The organism is Streptomyces sp. AB3(2024) (genome assembly GCF_041862025.1).
Lineage (GTDB): Bacteria > Actinomycetota > Actinomycetes > Streptomycetales > Streptomycetaceae > Streptomyces.
The window spans coordinates 1-21,132 of sequence record NZ_JBGWAB010000095.1 but is presented as its reverse complement, the minus strand read 5'-3'; the positions used below and the strand labels follow the sequence as shown (position 1 = coordinate 21,132).

Below are 21,132 nucleotides of genomic sequence, written 5' to 3'. Positions count from 1 at the left end.
GCAGTTTAGGGCGATTACCGGCTATTTGACCCGTTGGGTCACGGCGATGCAGACCAGCACCGCGCAGGCGGCGGCGGGCGCCGCCGGGGAGAGGTGCTCGCCCAGCAGCGCCACCGACCAGACCAGGGTCAGCAGGGGCTGGGCGAGCTGCAGCTGGCTGGCCCGCGGGGCGCCGATCTCGGCCATCCCGCGGTACCAGACGTACAGGCCCAGGAAGGTGGAACCGGCCGCCGCCCACACCAGGCCCGCCACCCCGTGGGCGGTCAGGTGCACCGGCTCGTAGGCGAGCCCGAGCACGGAGCCGGCCACGGTGAGCGGCAGGCACAGCACCAGGGCCCAGCCGATCACCTGCCAGCCCGGCATCAGCCGGGCCAGCCGTCCGCCCTCGGTGTATCCGGCGGCGCACACCACGAGCGCCCCGAACAGGTAGGCGTCCCCGGTGGAGAGGGCTCCCCCGCTCTGGGCGAGCGTGAAGCCGAGGACGACCGCCGCTCCGGCGACGGCCGCCGCCCAGAACCGGGGGGACGGCCGGGCGCCGGTGCGCAGGGCGGAGAAGGAGGCGGTGGTCAGCGGGAGCAGTCCGACCACGACGGCGGCGTGCGAGGTGGTGGAGGTCTGCAGGGCGAGGGTGGTCAGCATCGGGAAGCCGGCCACCACGCCGCCGGCCACGACCGCGAGCCCCGCCCAGTGCGCGCGGGCCGGCAGGGGGACCCGCCCGGCCAGCAGGAAGGTGCCCGCGATGAGGGCGGCGAGGACGCTGCGCAGGGCGACGAGCGACCAGGGGCCGAAGCTCTCCAGGCCCCAGGCGGTGGCGGGGAAGGTCAGCGAGAAGGCGACGACGCCGAGGAGGGCCATGACCGTGCCGGTGCGGGTGCCGCCGTCCCGGCCCGTGGTGGCCGCCCCCGTAGCGCTGCCGGCGGTGCCACCCGTGCCGCCCGCGACGCCGGCCGCGCCGGCGTGCGCGCCGAAGTGGTGACCGGTCGGCCGAACCGCTATCGGGCCGGAGGGAGTAGCGCTATTCTGTACTGTCATGTACGAGCGTAGCAGTGTGGCGGAACTGGCGGAAAGCCTGCGGTCGGAGCTCGACCGCTATCCGGTGGGTGGAAAGCTCCCGTCCAGCCGGGCCCTGGTCGAGCGCTACCGGGTCAGCCCCGTGACCGTTTCCCGGGCCCTCGCCCTGCTCGCCGCCGAGGGGCTCGTGGTCACCCGGCCCGGCGCCGGGGTGTTCCGGTCCCCGCCGCGGACGGAGGCCGACTCCTCCGGCGACACCTCCTGGCAGGAGGTCTCCCTCAGCGCGGAGGGGACCGGTGAGGTGGTTCCCCGCTCGGTGGACGCCTCCGGGGTGATGGTCTGTCTGACCACACCGCCGCCCGGGGTGATCGGACTCAACAGCGGCTACCTGCACGCCTCCCTCCAGCCGGAGCGGGCCATGGCCGCCGCGCTGGCGCGGGCCGGACGCCGCCCGGGGGCGTGGGGGCGGCCGCCGGTGGAGGGGCTGCCCGAGCTGCGCGACTGGTTCGCCCGCGAGATCGGCGGGGCCGTCGGGGCCGCCGACGTACTGGTCACCGCCGGCGGGCAGAGCGCGCTGACCACGGCCCTGCGGGCACTGGCCCCGCCCGGGGCGCCGGTCCTGGTGGAGTCGCCGACGTACCCCGGGCTGCTCGCCATCGCCCGTGCCTCCGGCTGCCGGCCCGTACCCGTACCCGTGGACACCGACGGGGTCCGGCCGGAGCTGCTCGCCGCCGCCTTCGAGGCCACCGGGGCGCGGGTGTTCGTGTGCCAGCCGCTGTTCCAGAACCCGACGGGCGCGGTGCTGTCCGCCGCCCGCAGGCCCGAGGTGCTCAGGATCGCGCGGGCCGCCGGGGCCTTCGTGATCGAGGACGACTACGCGCGGGCCCTGGCCCACGAGGACGCCGGTCCGCCGCCGCCCACCCTGGCCGCCGAGGACGCCGACGGGGTGGTGGTGCACGTCCGTTCGCTGACCAAGGTCACCTCGCCGAGCCTGCGGGTGGGCGCGCTGGCCGCCCGGGGCCCGGTGCTGGACCGGCTGCGTGCGATCCAGGTGGTGGACAGCTTCTTCGTGCCCCGGCCGCTCCAGGAGGCCGCCCTCGAACTGGTCGGCGCGCCCGCCTGGCCGCGCCATCTGCGGTCCGTCGCAGCCGAGTTGCGCCACCGGCGGGACGTGCTCGCGGGTGCGCTGCGGCGGGAGCTGCCGGGACTGGAGCCCGTCCGGCTGCCGACCGGCGGGTACCAGCTGTGGATCCGCCTCGGCGAGGGCGGCGATGACGCGGCCTTCGTCGCCGAAGCCCTGCGCGCCGGGGTCGCCGTCGCGCCCGGCCGGCCGTTCTTCTGCGCCGAGCCGCCCGCCGCCTACGTCCGGCTGGGCTTCGCCGGGGTCTCGGGTCCGGGGGAGCTGGTGGAGGCGGTGCGGCGGATGCGCGGCGGGCTGTCCGGGGCGCCCGTAAAACCTGTTGAAGCAGGCGGGGAGGCGTTCTAGCCTGCCCGGCATGACCGCCGTAGTGATCACTTCCCTCGCCCGCCGCCCCGAGCTGGCCGAGCGGCTCTGGGACATGGAGGACTCCTGGCCGGAGTTCGCCGACCACGACGCCCTGGCCTGGCTGCTCTACCCGCGCATGGTCGCCGAGTTCCCCGAGTACGTCTGGATCGCGACCGAGGGCGACGCGGTGGTGGCCCGGGGCTTCAGCCTGCCGTTCGCCCTGCACACCCCCGAGCGGGCCGGCGTGCTGCCCGCGAGGGGCTGGGACGCGGTCCTCATGTGGGCCTTCTCCGACCGGCGGCGCGGGGTCCGGCCCGATACGGTCAGCGCCGTCGAGATCTCCGTCGCCGCCGGCCGGCAGGGCGAGGGCCTCTCCGGCCGGATGCTGGCCGCCATGCGCGAGGGCGTCCGCGCCGCCGGGTTCGCGGAGCTGGTGGCCCCGGTCCGGCCCAGCGGGAAGCCGGCCGAGCCCGGGACGCCGATGGCGGAGTACGCGTACCGGACCCGCGAGGATGGCCTCCCGTGCGACCCGTGGCTGCGGGTCCACGTGCGCGCCGGGGCGGTCATCGAGGGGGTGGCGCCGCTCTCCATGACCATCAACGGCACGCTCGCGCAGTGGCGGGAGTGGACCGGGCTGCCCTTCGACACCCCGGGCCCGGTCCTCGTGCCCGGCGCGCTGGCACCCGTCCACTGCGAACCGGAACGCGACTTTGCCGTCTACGTCGAAGCGAACGTGTGGGTCCGCCACCGGCTGGACGGCTCCTGACACGACCGCCGACCGGGCGGGGCCGGCCGGCCCCGGCGCACTACGCCGCCGGCGCACCGGCTCCCGGCCGCACCGGCAGGCCCCCGGTGAGCGGCCCGACCACCAGGGGCTGCGCAGCGGCGAGCACGAGGCACAGGACCGCGGTGCCCGCCCACAGGGCCCCGGCACCGGCCCGTTCGAGCAGCTGGGTGGCGGTGACCGGGGCGGCGACCGTGGCGACGCCCCAGCTGATGCCGTACGCGGCGAGGTAGCGGTCGGTGCCGCCCGGCGGCGCCAGGCCGGCCACGACGCCGAGCACCCGGCCCAGGACCAGCACCTCGCCCACGCTCAGCACGGCGGTGGCGGCCAGGAACGCGGGCAGCGTCCGCGCCGCGGCGTAGCCGGCCAGACCGGCCGCCAGCAGGGCGTAGCCGAGGGCCATGGCCGCGGGGTCGGGGAGCGCGGCCAGGCGGCGCAGGCGCAGCGCGGGCTGGGCGGCGACGACGGTCACGGCCGAGGCGGTGAACAGCAGCCCGGCGTCGGCGGGTTCGAGGCCGCGGTGGCCGAGGGTGAGCGGGAGCGCCATCACGATGTGCATGGAGACGAGCGCGAACGCGGTCCCGGAGGCGAACATCGCCCACAGCCCCCGGTCCCGCCAAGGCCGCACGGGGCCGTCGCCGTCGCCGTTGCCGTCGGCGCCGTCGTGGCCGTCGTGGCCGTCGTCCGGTACGCCGCGCGGACCCCGGGGACCGTCGGCCGGCAGGGCGAGGCGCAGGGTCAGCGCGCAGGCCAGGCAGGTGAGCGCGTCGACGACGAACAGCCAGCGCAGGTCCCACCGGCCGAGCCCCGCCGCGATCAGACCGGACCCGGTGCCGCCCACGGCGAGCGCGGCGTTGAGCGCGCCGTAGGCGCGCACCCGGTCGGCCGGGCCGACGGCGTCGGCGATCAGCGCCTGGCTCGGCGGCTCGTACAGCTCGAAGGACAGGCCGAGCAGGACCGCGAAGACGGCCACCGCGGCGAGGGAGCCGGCCGCGGCGATGCCCAGCTGGGCGAGGGCGCAGCCGACGAGTCCCAGCACGATCGTGCGGCGGCGCCCGATCCGGCCCGCCAGCCGTCCGCCCGCCACCCGGGACGGGATCGTGGCGAGGCCGAAGCCCGCGGAGACCAGGCCCGCCGTCGTCGTGCCCGCGCCGAACTCGGTGCCGATCAGGACGGTCAGGAAGGGCAGGGAGAAGGCGCCCAGCCGGTTGATCGCCCGTGCCACCACCAGCATCCATACGGTCCGCGGCATGACCACACCCCTCGCGTGACTGTCGAATCGAGTAATGTCAGTTACGAACCCGGGGAACGCTAGCGATCGAAGGAGTGACTGGTCAAGTGATGTTCGACAGTCACGTGGCGGTACTGCTGGAGCAGGCGGTGGCGCTCGTGAACGCACTGACGGACGGAGAGGCGCGCGGCCGCCCGTACGCGGCTCCGCGCGGCGCGGAGCTGCCCGCCGCGATCGAAGGGGCGGTCCCGCGCGTCGCGGCCTCGCTGCCGCGCGCCGTCGACGCCGCGCAGGCGGACTACTTCGTCGGCGCGGCCCGGCGCATGCGCGAGGTCTTCCGGGCGATGCAGGATGGGGATGTGGACGCCGCGGCCGCGACCGTGAACGACCTGCTGCGCGACACCGGGGCCCGGCCGAGGCTGGACCGGACCGGGGGTGAGCCGTGGCAGATGCACTTCCACGGCCCCGACGACTCCTTCGCCGCGGGCGTCAACGCGGGCAGTGCCACCGCGCTGGCCCTGGCGGTGGGCGGCAGCCTCGCGGGCCGGCTGGGCGTGTGCCGGGCCGACCGGTGCGACCGCGTGTACGTGGACGGCTCGCGCAATGCCGCCCGCCGGTTCTGCTCCACCGCCTGCCAGAACCGCACCAAGGCCGCGGCCTTCCGGGCCCGGCGGGCCTGAGGTACCGGGAGGAGGATGATCGCAAGGCGATTGCATAAAAGTGCAGCCCTACGTATAGTCATGCCATCGAGGAGGAGGTCCGATGGTGGTACGTGTAGCGGTGGCCGGAGCGAGCGGGTACGCGGGCGGTGAGGTCCTGCGCCTGCTGCTCTCGCACCCCGAGGTCGAGATCGGCGCGCTGACCGCCCACTCCAACGCCGGACAGCTCCTCGGCGGCCTGCAGCCCCACCTCGTCCCCCTCGCCGGGCGGACCCTGGAGGCCACCACGCCCGAGGCCCTCGCGGGCCACGACGTCGTGTTCCTCGCCCTGCCCCACGGACAGTCCGCGGCCGTCGCGGCCCGGCTCGGCGACGACGTGCTCGTCGTCGACATGGGCGCCGACCACCGGCTGAAGGACTCCGCCGACTGGGACCGCTTCTACGGCGCCCCGCACGCCGGGACCTGGCCGTACGGCCTGCCCGAGCTGCCCGGACACCGCGCCGCGCTGGCCGGCACCAGGCGGATCGCCGTCCCCGGCTGCTTCCCCACCGCCGTCTCGCTCGCGCTCTACCCCGCCTACGAGGCGGGGCTCGCGGAGCCCGAGGCCGTGATCGTCGCCGCCACCGGCACCTCCGGCGCGGGCAAGGCCCTCAAGCCGCACCTCCTCGGCTCCGAGGTGATGGGCACCGTGACCCCGTACGGGGTCGGCGGCGTCCACCGGCACACCCCGGAGATGGTGCAGAACCTCTCCCCGTTCGCCGGGGAGCGGGTGTCCGTCTCCTTCACCGCGAACCTCGTCCCCATGCCGCGCGGCATCCTCGCCACCTGCTCGGCGAAGGCCCTCCCCGGCACCACCGCGGAGTCGCTGCGCGCGGCGTACGAGAAGGCGTACGCGGACGAGACCTTCGTCCACCTGCTCCCCGAGGGCGTGTGGCCGACCACCAAGTCGGTGTACGGCTCCAACGCCGTCCACCTCCAGGTCGCCCACGACGAGTCCGCCGGCCGGATCATCGCCATCAGCGCCATCGACAACCTGACCAAGGGCACCGCCGGCGGCGCGGTGCAGAGCATGAACATCGCGCTCGGGCTCCCCGAGACGCTGGGTCTTTCCACGATTGGAGTCGCGCCGTGAGCGTTACGGCTGCACAGGGGTTCACGGCGGCGGGCATCGCCGCCGGGATCAAGGCGAACGGCAATCCCGACCTGGCCCTCGTGGTCAACAACGGGCCGCGTCTGGCCGCCGCGGGCGTCTTCACCTCCAACCGGGTCAAGGCCGCGCCCGTCCTGTGGTCCGAGCAGGTCCTGCGCGGCGGTGTGATCAGCGCCGTCGTCCTGAACTCCGGCGGCGCCAACGCCTGCACCGGCCCCCGGGGCTTCCAGGACACCCACGCGACCGCCGAGAAGGTGGCCGGCGTCCTGGGCGGCGAGCACAACGCCGGGGAGATCGCCGTGGCCTCCACCGGCCTGATCGGCGTCCTGCTCCCCATGGACAAGCTGCTGCCGGGCATCGAGACCGCCGCGGCCGCCCTCACCGCGGACGGCGGCGAGGCCGCCGCCGTCGCCATCAAGACCACCGACACCGTGCACAAGACGGCCACCGCCTCCCGGGACGGCTGGACCGTCGGCGGCATGGCCAAGGGCGCCGGCATGCTCGCCCCGGGCCTGGCCACCATGCTCGTCGTCCTCACCACCGACGCCGACCTGGACAGCGCCACCCTCGACCGGGCGCTGCGCGCCGCCACCCGGACCACCTTCGACCGGGTCGACTCCGACGGGTGCATGTCCACCAACGACACCGTGCTGCTGCTGGCCTCCGGGGCCTGCGGCGAGGTCCCGGCGTACGAGGAGTTCGCCGAGGCCGTACGGACCGTCTGCGACGACCTCGCCCGCCAGCTCATCGGCGACGCCGAGGGCGCCAGCAAGGACATCCGCATCGAGGTCATCGGCGCGCTCACCGAGGACGACGCCGTCGAGGTCGGGCGCTCCATCGCCCGCAACAACCTCCTCAAGTGCGCCATCCACGGGGAGGACCCCAACTGGGGCCGGGTGCTCGCCGCCATCGGCACCACCAAGGCCTCCTTCGACCCCGACCGGCTGAACGTCGCCATCAACGACGTGTGGGTCTGCAAGAACGGCTCCGTGGGCGAGGACCGCGACCTGGTCTCCATGAAGGGCCGGGAGGTCCGCATCACCGCCGACCTGGCCAACGGCGGCGAGTCCGCCGTGATCTGGGGCAACGACCTGACCGCCGAGTACGTCCACGAGAACAGCGCGTACAGCTCATGAGCACGGCGAGGAGGCACACCGCGCTGCCCAAGGCCGAGATCCTCATCGAGGCCCTGCCGTGGCTCACCCGGCACAACGGCAAGATCGTCGTCATCAAGTTCGGCGGCAACGCCATGATCGACGAGGACCTGAAGGCCGCCTTCGCCCAGGACGTGGTCTTCCTGCGCCAGGCCGGCCTCAAGCCGGTCGTCGTCCACGGCGGCGGCCCGCAGATCAACGCCCAGCTGGACAAGCAGGGCCTGGTCAGCGAGTTCAAGGCGGGTCTGCGGGTCACCACCCCGGAGGCCATGGACGTCGTCCGGATGGTCCTGGCCGGCCAGGTCCAGCGTGAGCTCGTCGGGCTGCTCAACCAGCACGGGCCGCTCGCCGTCGGCATGACCGGCGAGGACGCGCACACCATCACCGCGACCAAGCACAGCCCCGAGATCGAGGGCGAGCTCGTCGACATCGGCCGGGTCGGCGAGATCACCGCCATCGACACCGGCGCGATCGAGGCGCTGCTGGCGGACGGCCGGATCCCGGTCATCTCCTCCATCGCGCGCAGCGCCGACGACCACCACGTGTACAACGTCAACGCCGACACGGCCGCCGCGGCGCTCGCCGCCGCGCTGGGCGCCGAGACGCTGATGGTCCTCACCGATGTGGAGGGCCTCTACGCGGACTGGCCCAACAGCGACGAGGTCATCAGCCGGCTCACCGTCAGCGAGCTGGAGAAACTGCTGCCGGAGCTGTCCAGCGGCATGGTGCCCAAGATGGAGGGCTGCCTGCACGCGGTGCGCGGCGGGGTGGGCACGGCCCGCGTGATCGACGGACGGGTCCAGCACTCGATCCTGCTGGAGATCTTCACCGACGAGGGCATCGGCACCATGGTCGTGCCCGACGCCCAGGGAGGGGCACGGACATGACGGGCAACCAGGACTACGCCGCACGCTGGCGGCACGCGCTGACCAACAACTACGGCACCCCGCCGCTGGCCCTCGTACGGGGCGAGGGCGCCCAGGTCTGGGACGCGGACGGCAAGCAGTACACCGACTACGTCGGCGGGATCGCGGTCAACGCCCTCGGCCACGCCCACCCGGCGATCGTCGAGGCCGTCACCGCCCAGATCTCCACCCTCGGCCACGTCTCCAACCTCTACGCCTCCGAGCCCGTCATCGCGCTCGGCGAGCGGCTGCTCCAGCTCTTCGGCCGCGAGGGCCGGGTTTTCTTCTGCAACTCCGGTGCCGAGGCGGTCGAGGCGGCCTTCAAGATCGGCCGGCTGACCGGGCGGACCCACATGGTCGCCACCGACGGCGGCTTCCACGGCCGGACCATGGGCGCCCTCGCGCTCACCGGACAGCCGAAGAAGCAGGCCCCCTTCCTGCCCCTGCCGGGCGAGGTCACCCACGTCCCGTACGGCGACGTGGAGGCCCTGCGGGCCGCCGTCACCGAGGAGACGGCGATCGTCGTCATCGAGCCGGTCCAGGGCGAGAACGGGGTCGTCGTCCCGCCCGCCGGGTACCTGACCGCCGCCCGCGAGATCACCCGCGCGACCGGCACCCTGCTGGTCCTCGACGAGGTGCAGACCGGCATCGGCCGCTGCGGCCAGTGGTTCGAGCACCAGGCCCACGAGGGCGTCGAACCCGACCTCGTCACGCTCGCGAAGGGGCTCGGCGGCGGTCTCCCGATCGGCGCGGTGGCCGCATTCGGCCCGGCGGCCGATCTGCTCCAGCCCGGCCAGCACGGCACCACCTTCGGCGGGAACCCGGTCGCCTGCGCGGCCGGCCTCGCGGTGATCGACACCATCGCCGCCGACGGCCTGCTCGACCGGGTCAAGGCGCGGGGGGAACGGCTGCGCTCCGGAATCGAATCCTCCGGTCATCCCCTGGTCTCCCACGTCCGCGGGTCCGGCCTCCTGCTGGGTATCGTGCTGACGGAGCCGCTCGCGCCGAAGGCGCAGCTCGCGGCTCAGGAAGCCGGATTCCTGGTCAACGCGCCCGCCCCCGACGTCGTACGGCTGATGCCCCCGTTCGTCATCACCGAGGCCGAGGTCGACGCGTTCGTCCGGGCGCTGCCCGGCATCCTCGACGAAGCGGGACGATCCGGAGAATGAGACGACGATGAGCCAGGCGCAGGAACCCGAGCAGAACGGTCCGTCCGTCCCGCAGACGCGTACCGCCCGCCACCGCCGGATCGTGGACATCCTCAACCGGCAGCCGGTCCGCTCCCAGAGCCAGCTGGCCAAACTGCTCGCCGACGACGGGCTGAGCGTCACCCAGGCGACGCTCTCCCGCGACCTCGACGAGCTGGGCGCGGTCAAGATCCGCAACACCGGGGGCGAGCTGATCTACGCGGTCCCCAGCGAGGGCGGCTTCCGCACCCCGCAGGCCCCGCTCGGCGAGTCCGCGAAGGAGGAGCGGATGCGGCGCCTCTCCGGCGAACTGCTGATCTCGGCGGAAGCCTCCGCGAACCTCGTGGTCCTGCGCACCCCGCCGGGCGCGGCCCAGTTCCTCGCCTCGGCGATCGACCAGGCCGAACTCCAGGCCATCCTCGGCACCATCGCGGGCGACGACACCCTGATGCTGATCAGCCGCGACCCGGCCGGCGGCCAGGCCCTGGCCGACCACCTCCTGCGCCTGGCGCAGAAGGAGGGCTGACCCGGCCCGGCCGGCGGACGGCCTAGTACCGGGTCACCGCCAGCGGGCCGGAGTCCGTGCCGATCGCGATGTGGGGGTGGCGGCGGGGGTTCGCCCAGCGGAGGAGTTCGCGCATCGCCCGCTCCGGTACGGAGACGCAGCCGGCGGTGGCGCCCTTGCCGTTCACGTGCAGGAAGATGCCCGCGCCCCGGCCGTGCACGGGCCGGTCGTAGTTGAAGGCGATGACCAGCGCGTGCGCGTACTGCGTCCGGTACGTGATCAGGTGCTCCGCCTCGCCGGGCGCGCAGTCGGCGGGCAGCGGCTCGGTCCAGCGGTTGTAGGCGGCGGAGGCGTTGTCCTGGCACCACCAGGAGCGGTCCGTCACCCGCCGGTAGCGGTAGGCCGTTCCGGCCGGGGCGTGCGCGGTGCCGAAGGCGTACGGGAGCTCGTACAGGCCCGTCGGGGTGGTGTTCGTGCCCTGGATCCGGCTCTCGCCCCCGGTCAGGCCGTTCGCGCCGAACCGGGCGGGCGCGCTGCCCGCCTCGAACCAGTGGCCCGCCCGCCGGTCCCACCAGGTGAGCCGGCCCGTCGTGGCGCCCGGCGCGGGCGCGACGGCGGTGATCAGCTGGCTGCCGCCGCCGGTGTCGGCGAGGCGGGCGGGCAGGGGGTCCGGGCCGTACGGGAAGAGCCCGGCGAGGATCAGCGAGCCCGTGAGCAGAGCGGTACGCAGCACGGGTCAGACGGTACGGGCCCACGGGGGCCGGGGGAGCGCAGGCAGGCCGTCGGGACCCGTTCCGGCGTGTTCCCGTGACCGGATCAGCGGACGCCGGCCCCGGTGGGAAGTGCGAGCACCGTGCGGATCCGGTCCAGGACGTATCCGCTGAACAGGTCCGCGCACCGGTCCAGCAGCCCTGCGACCTCCGGGTCCCGCAGGGGCAGACCGGCCTGCCCGCGCGGGGACATCAGGGTGTTCTGGATCCGCTGCCCGGCGATGCGGCACAGCGCCGGGTCACGGTCCGTCAGCAGCTCCACGGACGCGCGCAGTCCGGCGACCCCGCCCCGCGCGTGCAGCACCCGGTACGCGGCCCGGCGGGTGTGCGCGGGCCGGCCGGGCGCGAGCAGTTCGAGGAGCGGCTCCACGGGCAGCCGCTCGGCCGATCCGCACAGACCCAGGGATGCCTGGCGGGCCACGGCCGGTGACGGGTCGTCGAGCAGCGGGCGCAGCAGGGCCGGATCGGTGCTGTCCAGCAGGCGCAGCCCCGCGAGGGCCTCGGCCCGGATCAGGTCCAGCGGGTGGTCCACCAGAGAACGCAACAGCGGTACGTCCCCGCGCCCGGCACACTCGGCGAAGCCGGCCACCGCGTACCGGCCGACGCGCTCCGGGTCGGCGAGCAGCGCGCGGCAGCGGGCGTACGGGTCGCCCCCGTCCTGGCGGACGAGCCAGCGGGCGCAGGCCCGGACCAGGCCCGACCGGTCGGCGAGGTACCGGTCCGCCTCCGCGGAGCGGCCGGACCGGCGCAGGCAGGTGACCCCGGCGGCCCGCACCGTCGGGATCCGGGCGCCGAGCAGGGCGTCCACCACCTCGCCGTCGGGGCCCCCGGCCGCCGTGGCCGCGAGCGCGGCGTCCGCCCAGAGCCGGGCGGTCGCGGGATCCGTCTCGGCGGCGGCCCGCCGCGCCGCGTCCCGCGGGTCCGGCTCCGCGCGGCGCAGGCTGAGCCGGGCGGCGAACCGGCGGGTGGGCGGGTCCGCGTCCCCACACAGGCCGGCCAGTACGGACGGCTGCGCGTGCAGCGCGGCCTCGAAGCGCTCCAGCGCCCACGCGCCCTGCCCGCGCCGGCCCAGCCGCAGTACGAGGGGCGTCAGCGAGCGCAGCGTGCCCGGGGGATCGGCGGCCAGGGCCTGCTCCAGCACCTGCCGGGCCCGTGCCCGTACGGACGGGACCCAGTCGGCGGCCCGGACGGCGATCAGCGGCAGCGGCGCGTCGGCCGCCGCCAGGGCGGCCTGCCGGATCCGGCCGTCGGGGTGGCAGAGGCGGACCTCGATCCGGGCGCCGTCGGGCGGGCCGTAGTCGTGGTGTCGGAGGAGGCGCACGGTCCGGTCGAACTCCGTCCAGTCCCCGGGCCGGGTGAGGACGAGCCCCGCCGTTCCCCCGGTGTCCTTCCCGTTGATCAGGGCGTCGGCGGCGGCCCGTCCGGGAGACGGCTCGCGGCATGTCCCCGTACCCCTGCCCGTTCCCGTGACCGTCTGCGTCCCGGTGACCGTTCCCGTACTCATGCGCGGACCCCTCCCTCGCGGTGTCGGCCCTGATCGTAGGCCTCGGCCGGATGGGCCACCTTCGAATATTTCCGCAGCTCGGAAGTCCGTCGGCGCCGGGCGGCCGGGCTTGCGATTGACGAAACATGCGGATCAATGCATAGTTATCCAATCAGTGACCACATCGTGTCGAAGACCGCCGTCCGTCGCGACCCCGCCTGAGTCCGGTCGTTCACACAGGGGCGCCACGCGCCAACGGGACGGCCTCCCCGCGACCACCTCCGCGGCGGGGAGGCCCTCGTACATCCACCCTCATGAGGAGCAGCAGTGAGCAGCAACAACGGTGACGTCCGGCTCTGGGGCGGCCGGTTCGCCGACGGGCCCTCCGAGGCCCTCGCGAAGCTGTCCGCGTCGGTCCACTTCGACTGGCGCCTGGCGCCGTACGACATCGCCGGCTCGCGCGCCCACGCCCGCGCGCTCGCCAAGGCGGGTCTGCTCACGGCCGAGGAACTCGACCGCATGATCGACGGTCTGGACCGGCTGGAGGCCGACGTGGCCGACGGCTCCTTCGTCGGCACCATCGCCGACGAGGACGTCCACACGGCCCTGGAGCGGGGTCTGCTGGAGCGGCTCGGGGCCGAACTCGGCGGCAAGCTGCGGGCCGGCCGCTCGCGCAACGACCAGGTGGCCACCCTCTTCCGGATGTACCTGCGCGACCACGCGCGGACCATCGGCGGCCTGATCGCCGACCTCCAGGACGCCCTGGTCGGCCTGGCCGAGGCGCACGCGGACGTGGCGATGCCGGGCCGGACCCACCTCCAGCACGCGCAGCCGGTGCTGTTCGCCCACCACGTGCTGGCCCACGTGCAGTCCCTGTCCCGGGACGCCGAGCGGCTGCGGCAGTGGGACACCCGGACCGCGGTCTCCCCGTACGGCTCGGGCGCCCTGGCCGGCTCCTCCCTCGGCCTGGACCCGGAGCAGGTGGCCGCGGACCTGGGCTTCGAGCGGGGTTCGGTCGGCAACTCGATCGACGGGACGGCCTCCCGCGACTTCGTCGCCGAATTCGCCTTCGTCACCGCGATGATCGGGATCAACCTGTCCCGGATCGCGGAGGAGATCATCCTGTGGAACACGAAGGAGTTCTCCTTCGTCACCCTCCACGACGCCTTCTCCACCGGCTCGTCGATCATGCCGCAGAAGAAGAACCCGGACATCGCGGAGCTGGCGCGCGGCAAGTCGGGCCGTCTCATCGGCAACCTGACCGGCCTGCTCGCCACGCTCAAGGCCCTGCCGCTCGCCTACAACCGGGACCTCCAGGAGGACAAGGAGCCCGTCTTCGACTCCTGCGACACCCTGGAGGTGCTGCTGCCGGCCTTCACCGGGATGATGGCGACGCTCACCGTCAACCGGGAGCGGATGGAGGAGCTGGCGCCCGCGGGCTTCTCCCTCGCCACCGACATCGCGGAGTGGCTGGTCAAGCAGGGCGTGCCCTTCCGGGTGGCGCACGAGGTGGCCGGCGAGTGCGTCAAGGTCTGCGAGGCCGAGGGCATCGAGCTCGACGAGCTCACCGACGACCAGTTCGTGAAGATCTCGGAGCACCTGACCCCCGAGGTCCGCACCGTCCTCGACGTCAAGGGTGCCCTGGCCTCCCGCAACGGCCGCGGCGGCACCGCCCCGTCCGCGGTCGCGGTCCAGCTCACCGAGCTCAAGGCCGACCTGGTCATCCAGCACGCCTGGGCGGTCCACAAGCAGTAGTCCCGGCCGTGCCCGCGGGGGTCAGCAGACGACGTTGACCGAGAACGGCCGGTCGCTGTCGACGGCCGCGGTGCCGCCCGCGGACGGCGTGGCCGTGCGGATGAAGAGGGTGTTCCCGGGTGTTCCCGTTCGCCTGGCCGACCGGGATGGACGAGCTGCCCGGCCCGGGGTCGTTCCCGCCGTTGCGGTCCGGCGCGGTCCGGCGCGGTCCGGCGCGGTCCGGCGCGGTTCGGCCGACGCCGACGACACGGCGACCGCGCCGCCGATGGTGAGGGTCATCACCGCGGCCCCGAGGGCCGGCTTGCTGGATCCGTTGACGGGTCCGCATGGTCGCGCCCGGTTACGGGTAGGGGCGATCGAATCACCGTCGGTCGCCGCCGGGCGCGGGCGGGGCCCAGTCCGCCAGCAGCTCGAAGTCGCTCCCGACCAGGCCGATCCGCGCGTCGATGCGGAGCAGCAGGGTCCGTGCCGGGTGGCGCTGGTCGACGTACTCGTGGTCCAGGGCCGTGATGTCGTCGTCGATCCAGGCGAAGGGGCGCGCGCCCGCGTACTCCAGGACGTACCGGGTCTTCCAGAAGGTCCCGCGCGGCGCGCGGCCGTGCATCACCGGCCAGTCGACGAAGGGGAGCCGGGGCAGTCCCAGGTGCGGGCCTATCCAGTCGTTCGCCTCGTCCTTCCAGGTCGTGGCCCAGACGAGCTCGTAGCGGTCCGCGAGTGCGAGCAGCCGCGCTCCGTGGGCCGGATTCAGCCAGACCCGCAGAGGCTTCGCGCTCTCCGTCTCGCGCCAGCCCGTCGGCCGCATCCGGTGGGTGGCGTACCCCTCCGGGCGGCGCCGGGCCTTGGCGGCGTAGGGGTTCAGGGGTCCGTCGACGTCGATCAGCAGCAGGGGCTTCATGTCCGCAGGTTTTCTCTCCGGCCGCCTGATCGGCAGCCCGTTTTCCGATTAATTGAGACACTGGCGTCTCATCTGGGGTATGCTTGTCTCATGGCCATGGATCGTGACCAGGTGCTCCGCGACGCGGCCGCCCTGCTTTCCCGCAAGTCGACCGCCACGATGGACGAGGTCGCCCGCGCCGCCGGGATCGGCCGCGCGACCCTCCACCGGCACTTCGCCGGGCGCGACGCCCTCGTACGGGCCCTGGAGGAGCTCGGCATCCGCGAGTTCGAGGTGGCCTTCGACAACGCCCGCCTCGACGAGGACACGGCGGTGGAGGCGCTCAAGCGGCTCGTCGCCCAGGCGGAGCCCAACGCCGAACTGCTGGCCTTCCTCGTCACCGAGAACCAGCTCTTCGAGGGCGACCAGGTCAACGAGGGCTGGGCCCGCCTCGACGCCCGGGTCGGCGCGCTCTTCCGGCGCGGCCAGCAGGAGGGCGACATCCGGATCGACCTGAGCCCCGCCTGGCTCACCGAGGCCCTCTACGGCCTCATCGGCACCTGCGCCTGGGCCGTGATGGACGGCCGGGTCGCCGCCAAGGACTTCCAGTACATGATCACCGAGCTGCTGCTCGGTGGCGCACGACGGAGCGTGGAGCAATGAGCCGTACCGAACAGCTGAACCGGCAGACGGAGGTGGAGGGGCAGAGCCGCGGGCGGTGGCTCGCACTCTCCGTGCTCGTCCTGGCCGTGCTGCTGGTCGCGGTGGACGCCACCGTACTCGGTCTCGCCACCCCCTCCCTCAGCGAGGACCTCAAGCCGTCCGGCACCCAGTTGCTGTGGATCGGCGACATCTACTCCTTCGTCATCGCCGGCCTGCTCGTCTCCATGGGCTCCCTCGGCGACCGCATAGGCCGCAAGAAGCTGCTGCTCGTCGGCGCCACGGCTTTCGGCGCCGTCTCCGTCCTCAACGCGTACGCGAGCAGCCCCGAGATGATGATCGTGGCCCGCGCCCTGCTCGGCGTGGCCGGCGCGACCCTGATGCCGTCCACCCTCGCCCTGATCCGGAACATCTTCCAGGACCCCCGCGAGCGCAGCCTCGCCATCGGCATCTGGGGCGCCACCGCCTCGGCCGGCGCGGCCGTCGGGCCGGTCGTCGGCGGAGCCCTGCTCCAGCACTTCTGGTGGGGCTCGGTGTTCCTGATCAACCTCCCCGTGATGATCGCCCTGGTCCTCGTCGGCATCAAGCTGCTGCCCGAGTCCAAGAACCCGGTCGCCGGCCCCTGGGACCTGGTCAGCGTCGCCCTGTCCCTCATCGGCGTCATCGGCGTGGTCTACGCCGTCAAGGACGTCGCCACCCATGGCCTGACCTGGGGCGTCTGGGCCGCCGCCGTCATCGGCGGAGCCTGCCTGTACGCCTTCGTGCGGCGCCAGTTCAGCCTGCCGTCGCCGCTGCTCGACATGCGGCTCTTCCGGCACCGCGGCTTCTCCGGCGCGGTCCTCGCCGACCTGCTCACCGTGTTCGGGCTCTCCGGACTGGTCTTCTTCCTCTCCCAGTTCCTCCAGCTCGTGCAGGGCCGCGACCCCCTGGAGGCCGGACTGGCCGAACTGCCCGCCGCCATCGGCGCGGTGGCCACCGGCCTGGTCGCGGGCCGCTACGCCCGCCGCCACTCGGTACGCGTCATCGTCACCGGCGGCCTCGCCGCGATCGGCCTGGCCCTGGGCGCCCTCACGGTGATCCACAAGGAGACCGGCTACCCGCTGCTCGGCGTGGCCCTGCTCGTCGTCGGCCTCGGCGCGGGCTTCTCCTTCACCGTCACCGCCGACGTGATCCTCTCCAGCGTCCCCAAGGAGCAGGCCGGTTCCGCCTCGGCCGTCTCCGAGACCGCGTACGAACTCGGCGCCGCCCTCGGCATCGCCCTGCTCGGCTCCGTGGTGACCGGCGTCTACCAGTCCTTCACCGCCCCCGCCTCCGTGCCGGCCCCGCTGGCCGGCGCGGCGCACGAATCCCTCGGCGGGGCCGTGGAGGCCGCCAAGGCCCTCGACCCGCAGACGGGCGCGCAGATGGTCGGCGCCGCCCAGGACGCCTTCGTGGACGGGCTGCGGCTCGCCTCGGGCGTCGGCGCGGCCGTCCTGCTCGCCACCGCCGCGGCCGCCTGGTTCCTGCTCAAGGGCCAGGAGCTGCAGGACGGCGTCGAGCACTGACGTCCCGCCAGGGGGTGTATTTCCGGCCGTGGTTGACATGACATCGACGGCCGGGACACCATCCCGGCGATGGAGATCACCGATCTGACCCCGGCCGAACGCCGCGTGTGGGAAGCCTTCCCGCGCGGCGACGGCGTCGATTTCCGGGAACACCCCGAGGACAGCTCCGTGGACGGGGCCGGATGGGGCCCGGAGCGCACCGTCCGGGCCGAGGTGCTGCGGGCCCTGCTGCTGGGCGCGTGCCCCGCCGAGGAGGGCCGGGTCGCCGGACTGAAGATCAAGGGCGCGCGGATCGTCGGCAGCCTCGACCTCAGGTACGCGGTCGTCGACCACCCCATCCGGCTGCGCGACTGCTGGTTCGAACGCAAACCCCTGCTGTACGGGGCCCAGCTGAAGGCGCTCGTCCTGGGCTACTCCACCCTCCCGGGCCTCACCGCCGCCACGGTCCGCGTCGACGTGGTCCTGCGGCTCTCCTGCTGCCGGATCAGCGGCCCCGTACGGCTCCAGGGCGCCAAGCTGTCCGCCCTCTTCCTCCAGGGGGCCGTGATCGGGCCGACGGCGGGCGACGAGGCGGACGAACCCCCGCTCCAGCTCAACCACGTCGAGGTCGGCACCGACATCATCGCGAACGACCTGACCGTCCACGGCCAGCTGCGCCTCAACGGCGCCACCGTCGGGGGCCAGGTCAGCATGGACCGGGCCCGCCTGCTCGCCCCCGGCGGGATCGCGCTGCACGCCGAGACGCTGACCGTCGGGACGGACCTGCGGGCCCAGCGGATGGAGGCCCACGGGATGGTCAACCTCACCGGCTCCCGGATACCGGGCCAGCTCAACTTCGCGTACGCCGTCTTCGTCAACCCCGACGGCGTCGCCCTGCGCGCCTCCAGCTGCGTCATCGGCGAGATGTGGCTGCGCAACTGCCCGCCCGTCGAGGGGATGGTCAACCTGCGCCGCTCCCAGTTCGACATGCTGCACGTGCCGAGCGCCACCTGGCCGGAGAAGATCCGCATCGACGGGCTCAGCTACCGCACCCTCGCCCCCCACCTGCCCGCCGAGGAACGGCTGCCCGCGCTGGAGCGGGAGGAGTCGGGCTACCTCCCGTACGCCTACGAACAGCTCGCCGCGGCCTACCGCACGGTGGGGGACGAGGCGGCCGCCCGGACCGTCCAGCTCGCCAAGCTGCGGCGCCACCGCCGCACCCTGCCCCCGCACGGGAGGCTGTGGGGACAGCTCCAGGACGTCACCGTCGGCTACGGCTTCCGGCCGCTGCGCGCGGCGGGCTGGCTGCTGGCGCTGCTGCTCGTGGGCTCGATCGCCTACGCCCTGCACGCGCCCCGGCCGCTGAAGGCGGGGGAGGCGCCGGACTTCAACGCCGTGTTCTACACGATCGACCTGATGCTGCCGATCATCGGCTTCGGCCAGGAGTCCGCCTACGCGCCGGCCGGCTGGTACCAGTGGCTGTCGTACCTGCTGATCGTGACCGGCTGGGTCCTCGCCACCACCACGGCGGCGGGCGTCAGCCGGTCACTCCAGCGGCAGTAGGGGCGCTACGCGGCCTTCGCCTTGGTGGCGTACATGTCCACGTACTCCTGGCCCGACAGGCGCATGACCTCGGCCATCACCGAGTCGGTGACGGCGCGCAGGACGTAGCGGTCGCGGTCCATGCCCTCGTAGCGGGAGAACTCCATCGGCTCGCCGAAGCGGACGGTGACCCGGCCCGGGCGCGGCATGCCCGCGCCGCCGGGCTGGAGCTTGTCGGTGCCGATCACCGCGAAGGGGACCACGGGGGCACCCGTCATCAGGGTGAGGCGGGCGATGCCGGTGCGGCCCCGGTACAGGCGGCCGTCGGGGGAGCGGGTGCCCTCGGGGTAGATACCGAAGATCTTGCCCTCCTCCAGGATCCTGCGACCCGTCATCAGCGCGGCGACTCCGCCGTTCGCGCCGTCGCGGTCCACGGGGATCATGCCGGCGCCGGTGAAGAACCAGGCCATCAGGCGGCCCTTGAGGCCCTTGCCCGTCACGTACTCGTCCTTGCCGATGAAGTGGACCGTACGGTCGCACACCAGCGGCAGGATCATCGAGTCGATGAAGGTGAGGTGATTGCCCGCCAGGATCACCGGACCGGTGCCCGGAATGTTCTCGATGCCCTCCACCCTGGTGCGGATGATCAGGCGCATGACCGGTCCGACAGTGGCTTTGATGAGCGCGGTACGGAACAACGTGAGCCCTCCGGCATCGAAAAGCGGCTTTCGCACCACACGGCGGTAGTGCAGGTGAGGACGATACTCGCGGCTCACGGCTGATCGCACATCGGGTTCACGTGGTGGATACATCGTGTTGACGCACGTTTCCGTCGTGTTCCCGCCACGCCCACCCTCCCGCCACCCCTCCTTGCCTACGATCGGCACGCCGATTGCGGGCCGCACGACCCGGAGATCCCGGGCCGCGGGCCCGTTTCACGATGAGGAGAGCACTCATGACGCAGGGTGGGGCAGCACGGCGCACGGTCCTGGGAGCGGCGGTCCTGGCGGCCGGAACCGGAATCACCGGACTGGCGGCGGGCACCGCCTCCGCCGCCACCGCCGACGGCGGGCACGACGAGGGCGGCTACCGGGACCTCCCCGTCCCGACGGTCATCGGCCACCGGGGCTCCAGCGGATACCGGCCCGAGCACACCCTCGGCTCCTACCAGCTCGCCCTCGACCTGGGGGCCGACGTCATCGAACAGGACCTCGTCCCCACCAAGGACGGCCATCTGGTGTGCCGTCACGAGAACGAGATCGGCGGCACCACCGACGTCGGCGACCACCCCGAGTTCGCCGCCCGGCGCACCACCAAGACCGTCGACGGGGTCTCCGTCACCGGCTGGTTCACCGAGGACTTCACCCTCGCCGAGCTGAAGACCCTGCGCGCCAAGGAGCGCATCCCCGCCGTCCGCCAGCGCAACACCCTCTACGACGGCCGCTGGGCCGTCCCCACCTTCGAAGAGGTGCTGCGCTGGGCCGCCCGCGAGAGCCGCCGGCGCGACAAGCGGGTCTGGCTCCACGTCGAGACCAAGCACCCCACCTACTTCCGCGGCCTCGGCCTCGGCCTGGAGGAGCCCCTCGCCAAGCTGCTGCGCCGCTACGGACGCGACGGCCGGGACGCCGCCGTCTTCCTCCAGTCCTTCGAACCCTCCAGCCTCCAGCGGCTCTCCCGCCTGGTGTCCGCGCCGCGCGTGGCCCTGCTCGGCGCGGCGAACACCCGGCCCTGGGACTTCGAGGTGGCCAAGGACCCCCGTACCGTCGCGGACCTGGTCAAGCCCGAGGGACTGCGGTGGATCGCCGGCTTCGCCCAGGGCATCGGCCCGACCCTGGACCTGATCGTGCCGCGCACCGCCGACGGCCGCCTCGGCGAGCCGACCACCCTGGTCAAGGACGCGCACGCGCGGGGCCTGGTGCTGCACCCGTACACCGCGCGCAACGAGAACAGCTTCCTGCCCGCCGAGTTCCGCAAGGGCACCGATCCGGCCGCCTACGGGGACGCCTTCGGCGCCTTCAAGCGATACTTCGAACTGGGCGTCGACGGCATCTTCACCGACAACCCCGACACCGGTCTCCTCGCGGCGGAGGCCTTCCGCCCCGGACGCGGCGTCAACCGCTAGCCCCGTTTCCCCGTACGGGTGTGCCCCTCCCGGCGGGGAAACCGCCGGGACCCGTCCGCTCGTCCCGCCCGGCATGGACCTGCTGAAGGAACCGGACCCGCCCGAGACCGCGCGGCCGGAGAGCGAACTGCTCCGGGAGCTGGGCCCGCTGCTCTCCGCCGAGGCGGCCGCGGAGGCCCCGGCCGCCGGTGTGGAGGCCGCGGACCTGGAACAAGCCGTCTGGGTCAGGCTGCTGGAACGCGGCCCGTGCGCCCCCGACCCGGGCGGCCGTGCCCGCTGGCTGCGGCGGGCGGTGCGCGCGGAGGCGCGGCTCGCCCGCAGGCGGGCCCGG

19 protein-coding genes and 1 pseudogene are annotated in these 21,132 nt (G+C 73.7%); 14 read left to right on the top strand and 6 right to left on the bottom strand.

Annotation, left to right across the window (positions count from 1 at the left end; all coding sequences use genetic code 11):
* Positions 1-21: 21 nt before the first annotated feature.
* Entirely contained in the window at positions 22-1,032 is a 1,011-nt protein-coding gene (locus ACEPPI_RS28910) for a DMT family transporter (protein WP_373918212.1), read from the bottom strand.
* On the opposite strand from ACEPPI_RS28910, the gene ACEPPI_RS28905 reads away from it, so the two are divergent.
* Both ACEPPI_RS28905 and ACEPPI_RS28900 read left to right on the top strand, forming a co-directional pair.
* Entirely contained in the window at positions 1,031-2,497 is a 1,467-nt protein-coding gene (locus tag ACEPPI_RS28905; protein ID WP_373918211.1) for a PLP-dependent aminotransferase family protein, read from the top strand. The genes ACEPPI_RS28910 and ACEPPI_RS28905 overlap by 2 nt on opposite strands.
* A 10-nt stretch (positions 2,498-2,507) precedes the next feature.
* A complete protein-coding gene (locus ACEPPI_RS28900; protein WP_373918210.1) occupies positions 2,508-3,263 on the top strand; it encodes an N-acetyltransferase in 756 nt (251 codons plus the stop codon).
* A gap of 40 nt (positions 3,264-3,303) precedes the next feature.
* Here the strand turns inward: ACEPPI_RS28900 and ACEPPI_RS28895 are convergent, their stop codons facing one another.
* On the bottom strand, positions 3,304-4,533 hold the full coding sequence (locus ACEPPI_RS28895; protein WP_373918209.1) for an MFS transporter: 1,230 nt from the start codon (positions 4,531-4,533) through the stop codon (positions 3,304-3,306).
* Positions 4,534-4,622: 89 nt separating this feature from the next.
* On the opposite strand from ACEPPI_RS28895, the gene ACEPPI_RS28890 reads away from it, so the two are divergent.
* The 6 genes from ACEPPI_RS28890 to ACEPPI_RS28865 all read left to right on the top strand — a co-directional run bounded on the left by ACEPPI_RS28890 (position 4,623) and on the right by ACEPPI_RS28865 (position 10,093).
* The gene (locus tag ACEPPI_RS28890; RefSeq protein ID WP_373918208.1) at positions 4,623-5,192 is read left to right on the top strand and encodes a CGNR zinc finger domain-containing protein; all 570 of its coding nucleotides are present in this window, start codon (positions 4,623-4,625) and stop codon (positions 5,190-5,192) included.
* A gap of 82 nt (positions 5,193-5,274) precedes the next feature.
* Complete coding sequence (argC, locus tag ACEPPI_RS28885; RefSeq protein ID WP_373918207.1) at positions 5,275-6,303, top strand: N-acetyl-gamma-glutamyl-phosphate reductase; 1,029 nt, start codon at positions 5,275-5,277, stop codon at positions 6,301-6,303.
* A complete protein-coding gene (argJ, locus tag ACEPPI_RS28880) occupies positions 6,300-7,457 on the top strand; it encodes a bifunctional glutamate N-acetyltransferase/amino-acid acetyltransferase ArgJ (protein WP_373918206.1) in 1,158 nt (385 codons plus the stop codon). Before argC ends, argJ begins: the two co-directional genes overlap by 4 nt.
* Positions 7,454-8,362, top strand: coding sequence for an acetylglutamate kinase (argB, locus tag ACEPPI_RS28875; protein ID WP_266838065.1), 909 nt, complete (start codon positions 7,454-7,456; stop codon positions 8,360-8,362). The genes argJ and argB overlap by 4 nt, the downstream gene beginning before the upstream one ends.
* Complete coding sequence (locus ACEPPI_RS28870) at positions 8,359-9,549, top strand: acetylornithine transaminase (RefSeq protein ID WP_373918205.1); 1,191 nt, start codon at positions 8,359-8,361, stop codon at positions 9,547-9,549. The genes argB and ACEPPI_RS28870 overlap by 4 nt, the downstream gene beginning before the upstream one ends.
* Positions 9,550-9,556: 7 nt before the next feature.
* Complete coding sequence (locus tag ACEPPI_RS28865; protein ID WP_371679366.1) at positions 9,557-10,093, top strand: arginine repressor; 537 nt, start codon at positions 9,557-9,559, stop codon at positions 10,091-10,093.
* Between the two features lie 22 nt (positions 10,094-10,115).
* Here the strand turns inward: ACEPPI_RS28865 and ACEPPI_RS28860 are convergent, their stop codons facing one another.
* A complete protein-coding gene (locus tag ACEPPI_RS28860) occupies positions 10,116-10,802 on the bottom strand; it encodes a L,D-transpeptidase (protein ID WP_373918220.1) in 687 nt (228 codons plus the stop codon).
* A gap of 86 nt (positions 10,803-10,888) precedes the next feature.
* Positions 10,889-12,346 (bottom strand): hypothetical protein, encoded by a 1,458-nt coding sequence (locus ACEPPI_RS28855; RefSeq protein ID WP_373918204.1) that lies wholly within the window; start codon positions 12,344-12,346, stop codon positions 10,889-10,891.
* Positions 12,347-12,652: 306 nt separating this feature from the next.
* Between ACEPPI_RS28855 and argH the strand changes: the two genes are divergently transcribed.
* Positions 12,653-14,080, top strand: coding sequence for an argininosuccinate lyase (gene argH, locus ACEPPI_RS28850; protein WP_373918203.1), 1,428 nt, complete (start codon positions 12,653-12,655; stop codon positions 14,078-14,080).
* Positions 14,081-14,441: 361 nt separating this feature from the next.
* On the opposite strand, the gene ACEPPI_RS28845 is transcribed toward argH, so the two are convergent.
* Entirely contained in the window at positions 14,442-14,975 is a 534-nt protein-coding gene (locus ACEPPI_RS28845; RefSeq protein ID WP_373918202.1) for an HAD domain-containing protein, read from the bottom strand.
* Positions 14,976-15,065: 90 nt separating this feature from the next.
* Here ACEPPI_RS28845 and ACEPPI_RS28840 point away from each other — a divergent pair, with 90 nt between their 5' ends.
* The 3 genes from ACEPPI_RS28840 to ACEPPI_RS28830 all read left to right on the top strand — a co-directional run bounded on the left by ACEPPI_RS28840 (position 15,066) and on the right by ACEPPI_RS28830 (position 18,700).
* A complete protein-coding gene (locus tag ACEPPI_RS28840) occupies positions 15,066-15,617 on the top strand; it encodes a TetR/AcrR family transcriptional regulator (protein WP_373918201.1) in 552 nt (183 codons plus the stop codon).
* Positions 15,614-17,158, top strand: coding sequence for an MFS transporter (locus ACEPPI_RS28835; RefSeq protein ID WP_373918200.1), 1,545 nt, complete (start codon positions 15,614-15,616; stop codon positions 17,156-17,158). The genes ACEPPI_RS28840 and ACEPPI_RS28835 overlap by 4 nt, the downstream gene beginning before the upstream one ends.
* A 69-nt stretch (positions 17,159-17,227) precedes the next feature.
* Positions 17,228-18,700, top strand: a complete 1,473-nt coding sequence (locus ACEPPI_RS28830; RefSeq protein WP_373918198.1) for a membrane-associated oxidoreductase — start codon at positions 17,228-17,230, stop codon at positions 18,698-18,700.
* 5 nt (positions 18,701-18,705) lie between these two features.
* On the opposite strand, the gene ACEPPI_RS28825 is transcribed toward ACEPPI_RS28830, so the two are convergent.
* Entirely contained in the window at positions 18,706-19,335 is a 630-nt protein-coding gene (locus ACEPPI_RS28825) for a lysophospholipid acyltransferase family protein (RefSeq protein ID WP_373918197.1), read from the bottom strand.
* A 299-nt stretch (positions 19,336-19,634) separates the two neighbouring features.
* Between ACEPPI_RS28825 and ACEPPI_RS28820 the strand changes: the two genes are divergently transcribed.
* Positions 19,635-20,801 (top strand): glycerophosphodiester phosphodiesterase, encoded by a 1,167-nt coding sequence (locus ACEPPI_RS28820; RefSeq protein ID WP_373918196.1) that lies wholly within the window; start codon positions 19,635-19,637, stop codon positions 20,799-20,801.
* 73 nt (positions 20,802-20,874) lie between these two features.
* Positions 20,875-21,132 (top strand): annotated as a pseudogene (locus ACEPPI_RS28815) (hypothetical protein); the annotation flags it as partial.

What these genes read in the sequence shown, in the direction of transcription:
- ACEPPI_RS28900 (WP_373918210.1), top strand. Translation starts at nt 2,508, where the DNA reads ATGACCGCCGTAGTGATCACTTCCCTCGCCCGCCGCCCCGAGCTGGCC.
- ACEPPI_RS28910 (WP_373918212.1), bottom strand. Translation starts at nt 1,032, where the DNA reads ATGACAGTACAGAATAGCGCTACTCCCTCCGGCCCGATAGCGGTTCGG.
- argB (WP_266838065.1), top strand. Translation starts at nt 7,454, where the DNA reads ATGAGCACGGCGAGGAGGCACACCGCGCTGCCCAAGGCCGAGATCCTC.
- ACEPPI_RS28825 (WP_373918197.1), bottom strand. Translation starts at nt 19,335, where the DNA reads ATGCGCCTGATCATCCGCACCAGGGTGGAGGGCATCGAGAACATTCCG.
- ACEPPI_RS28895 (WP_373918209.1), bottom strand. Translation starts at nt 4,533, where the DNA reads ATGCCGCGGACCGTATGGATGCTGGTGGTGGCACGGGCGATCAACCGG.
- ACEPPI_RS28820 (WP_373918196.1), top strand. Translation starts at nt 19,635, where the DNA reads ATGACGCAGGGTGGGGCAGCACGGCGCACGGTCCTGGGAGCGGCGGTC.
- ACEPPI_RS28845 (WP_373918202.1), bottom strand. Translation starts at nt 14,975, where the DNA reads ATGAAGCCCCTGCTGCTGATCGACGTCGACGGACCCCTGAACCCCTAC.
- argC (WP_373918207.1), top strand. Translation starts at nt 5,275, where the DNA reads ATGGTGGTACGTGTAGCGGTGGCCGGAGCGAGCGGGTACGCGGGCGGT.
- ACEPPI_RS28865 (WP_371679366.1), top strand. Translation starts at nt 9,557, where the DNA reads ATGAGCCAGGCGCAGGAACCCGAGCAGAACGGTCCGTCCGTCCCGCAG.
- ACEPPI_RS28870 (WP_373918205.1), top strand. Translation starts at nt 8,359, where the DNA reads ATGACGGGCAACCAGGACTACGCCGCACGCTGGCGGCACGCGCTGACC.
- ACEPPI_RS28830 (WP_373918198.1), top strand. Translation starts at nt 17,228, where the DNA reads ATGGAGATCACCGATCTGACCCCGGCCGAACGCCGCGTGTGGGAAGCC.
- ACEPPI_RS28835 (WP_373918200.1), top strand. Translation starts at nt 15,614, where the DNA reads ATGAGCCGTACCGAACAGCTGAACCGGCAGACGGAGGTGGAGGGGCAG.
- ACEPPI_RS28890 (WP_373918208.1), top strand. Translation starts at nt 4,623, where the DNA reads ATGTTCGACAGTCACGTGGCGGTACTGCTGGAGCAGGCGGTGGCGCTC.
- ACEPPI_RS28840 (WP_373918201.1), top strand. Translation starts at nt 15,066, where the DNA reads ATGGCCATGGATCGTGACCAGGTGCTCCGCGACGCGGCCGCCCTGCTT.
- ACEPPI_RS28855 (WP_373918204.1), bottom strand. Translation starts at nt 12,346, where the DNA reads ATGAGTACGGGAACGGTCACCGGGACGCAGACGGTCACGGGAACGGGC.
- ACEPPI_RS28905 (WP_373918211.1), top strand. Translation starts at nt 1,031, where the DNA reads ATGTACGAGCGTAGCAGTGTGGCGGAACTGGCGGAAAGCCTGCGGTCG.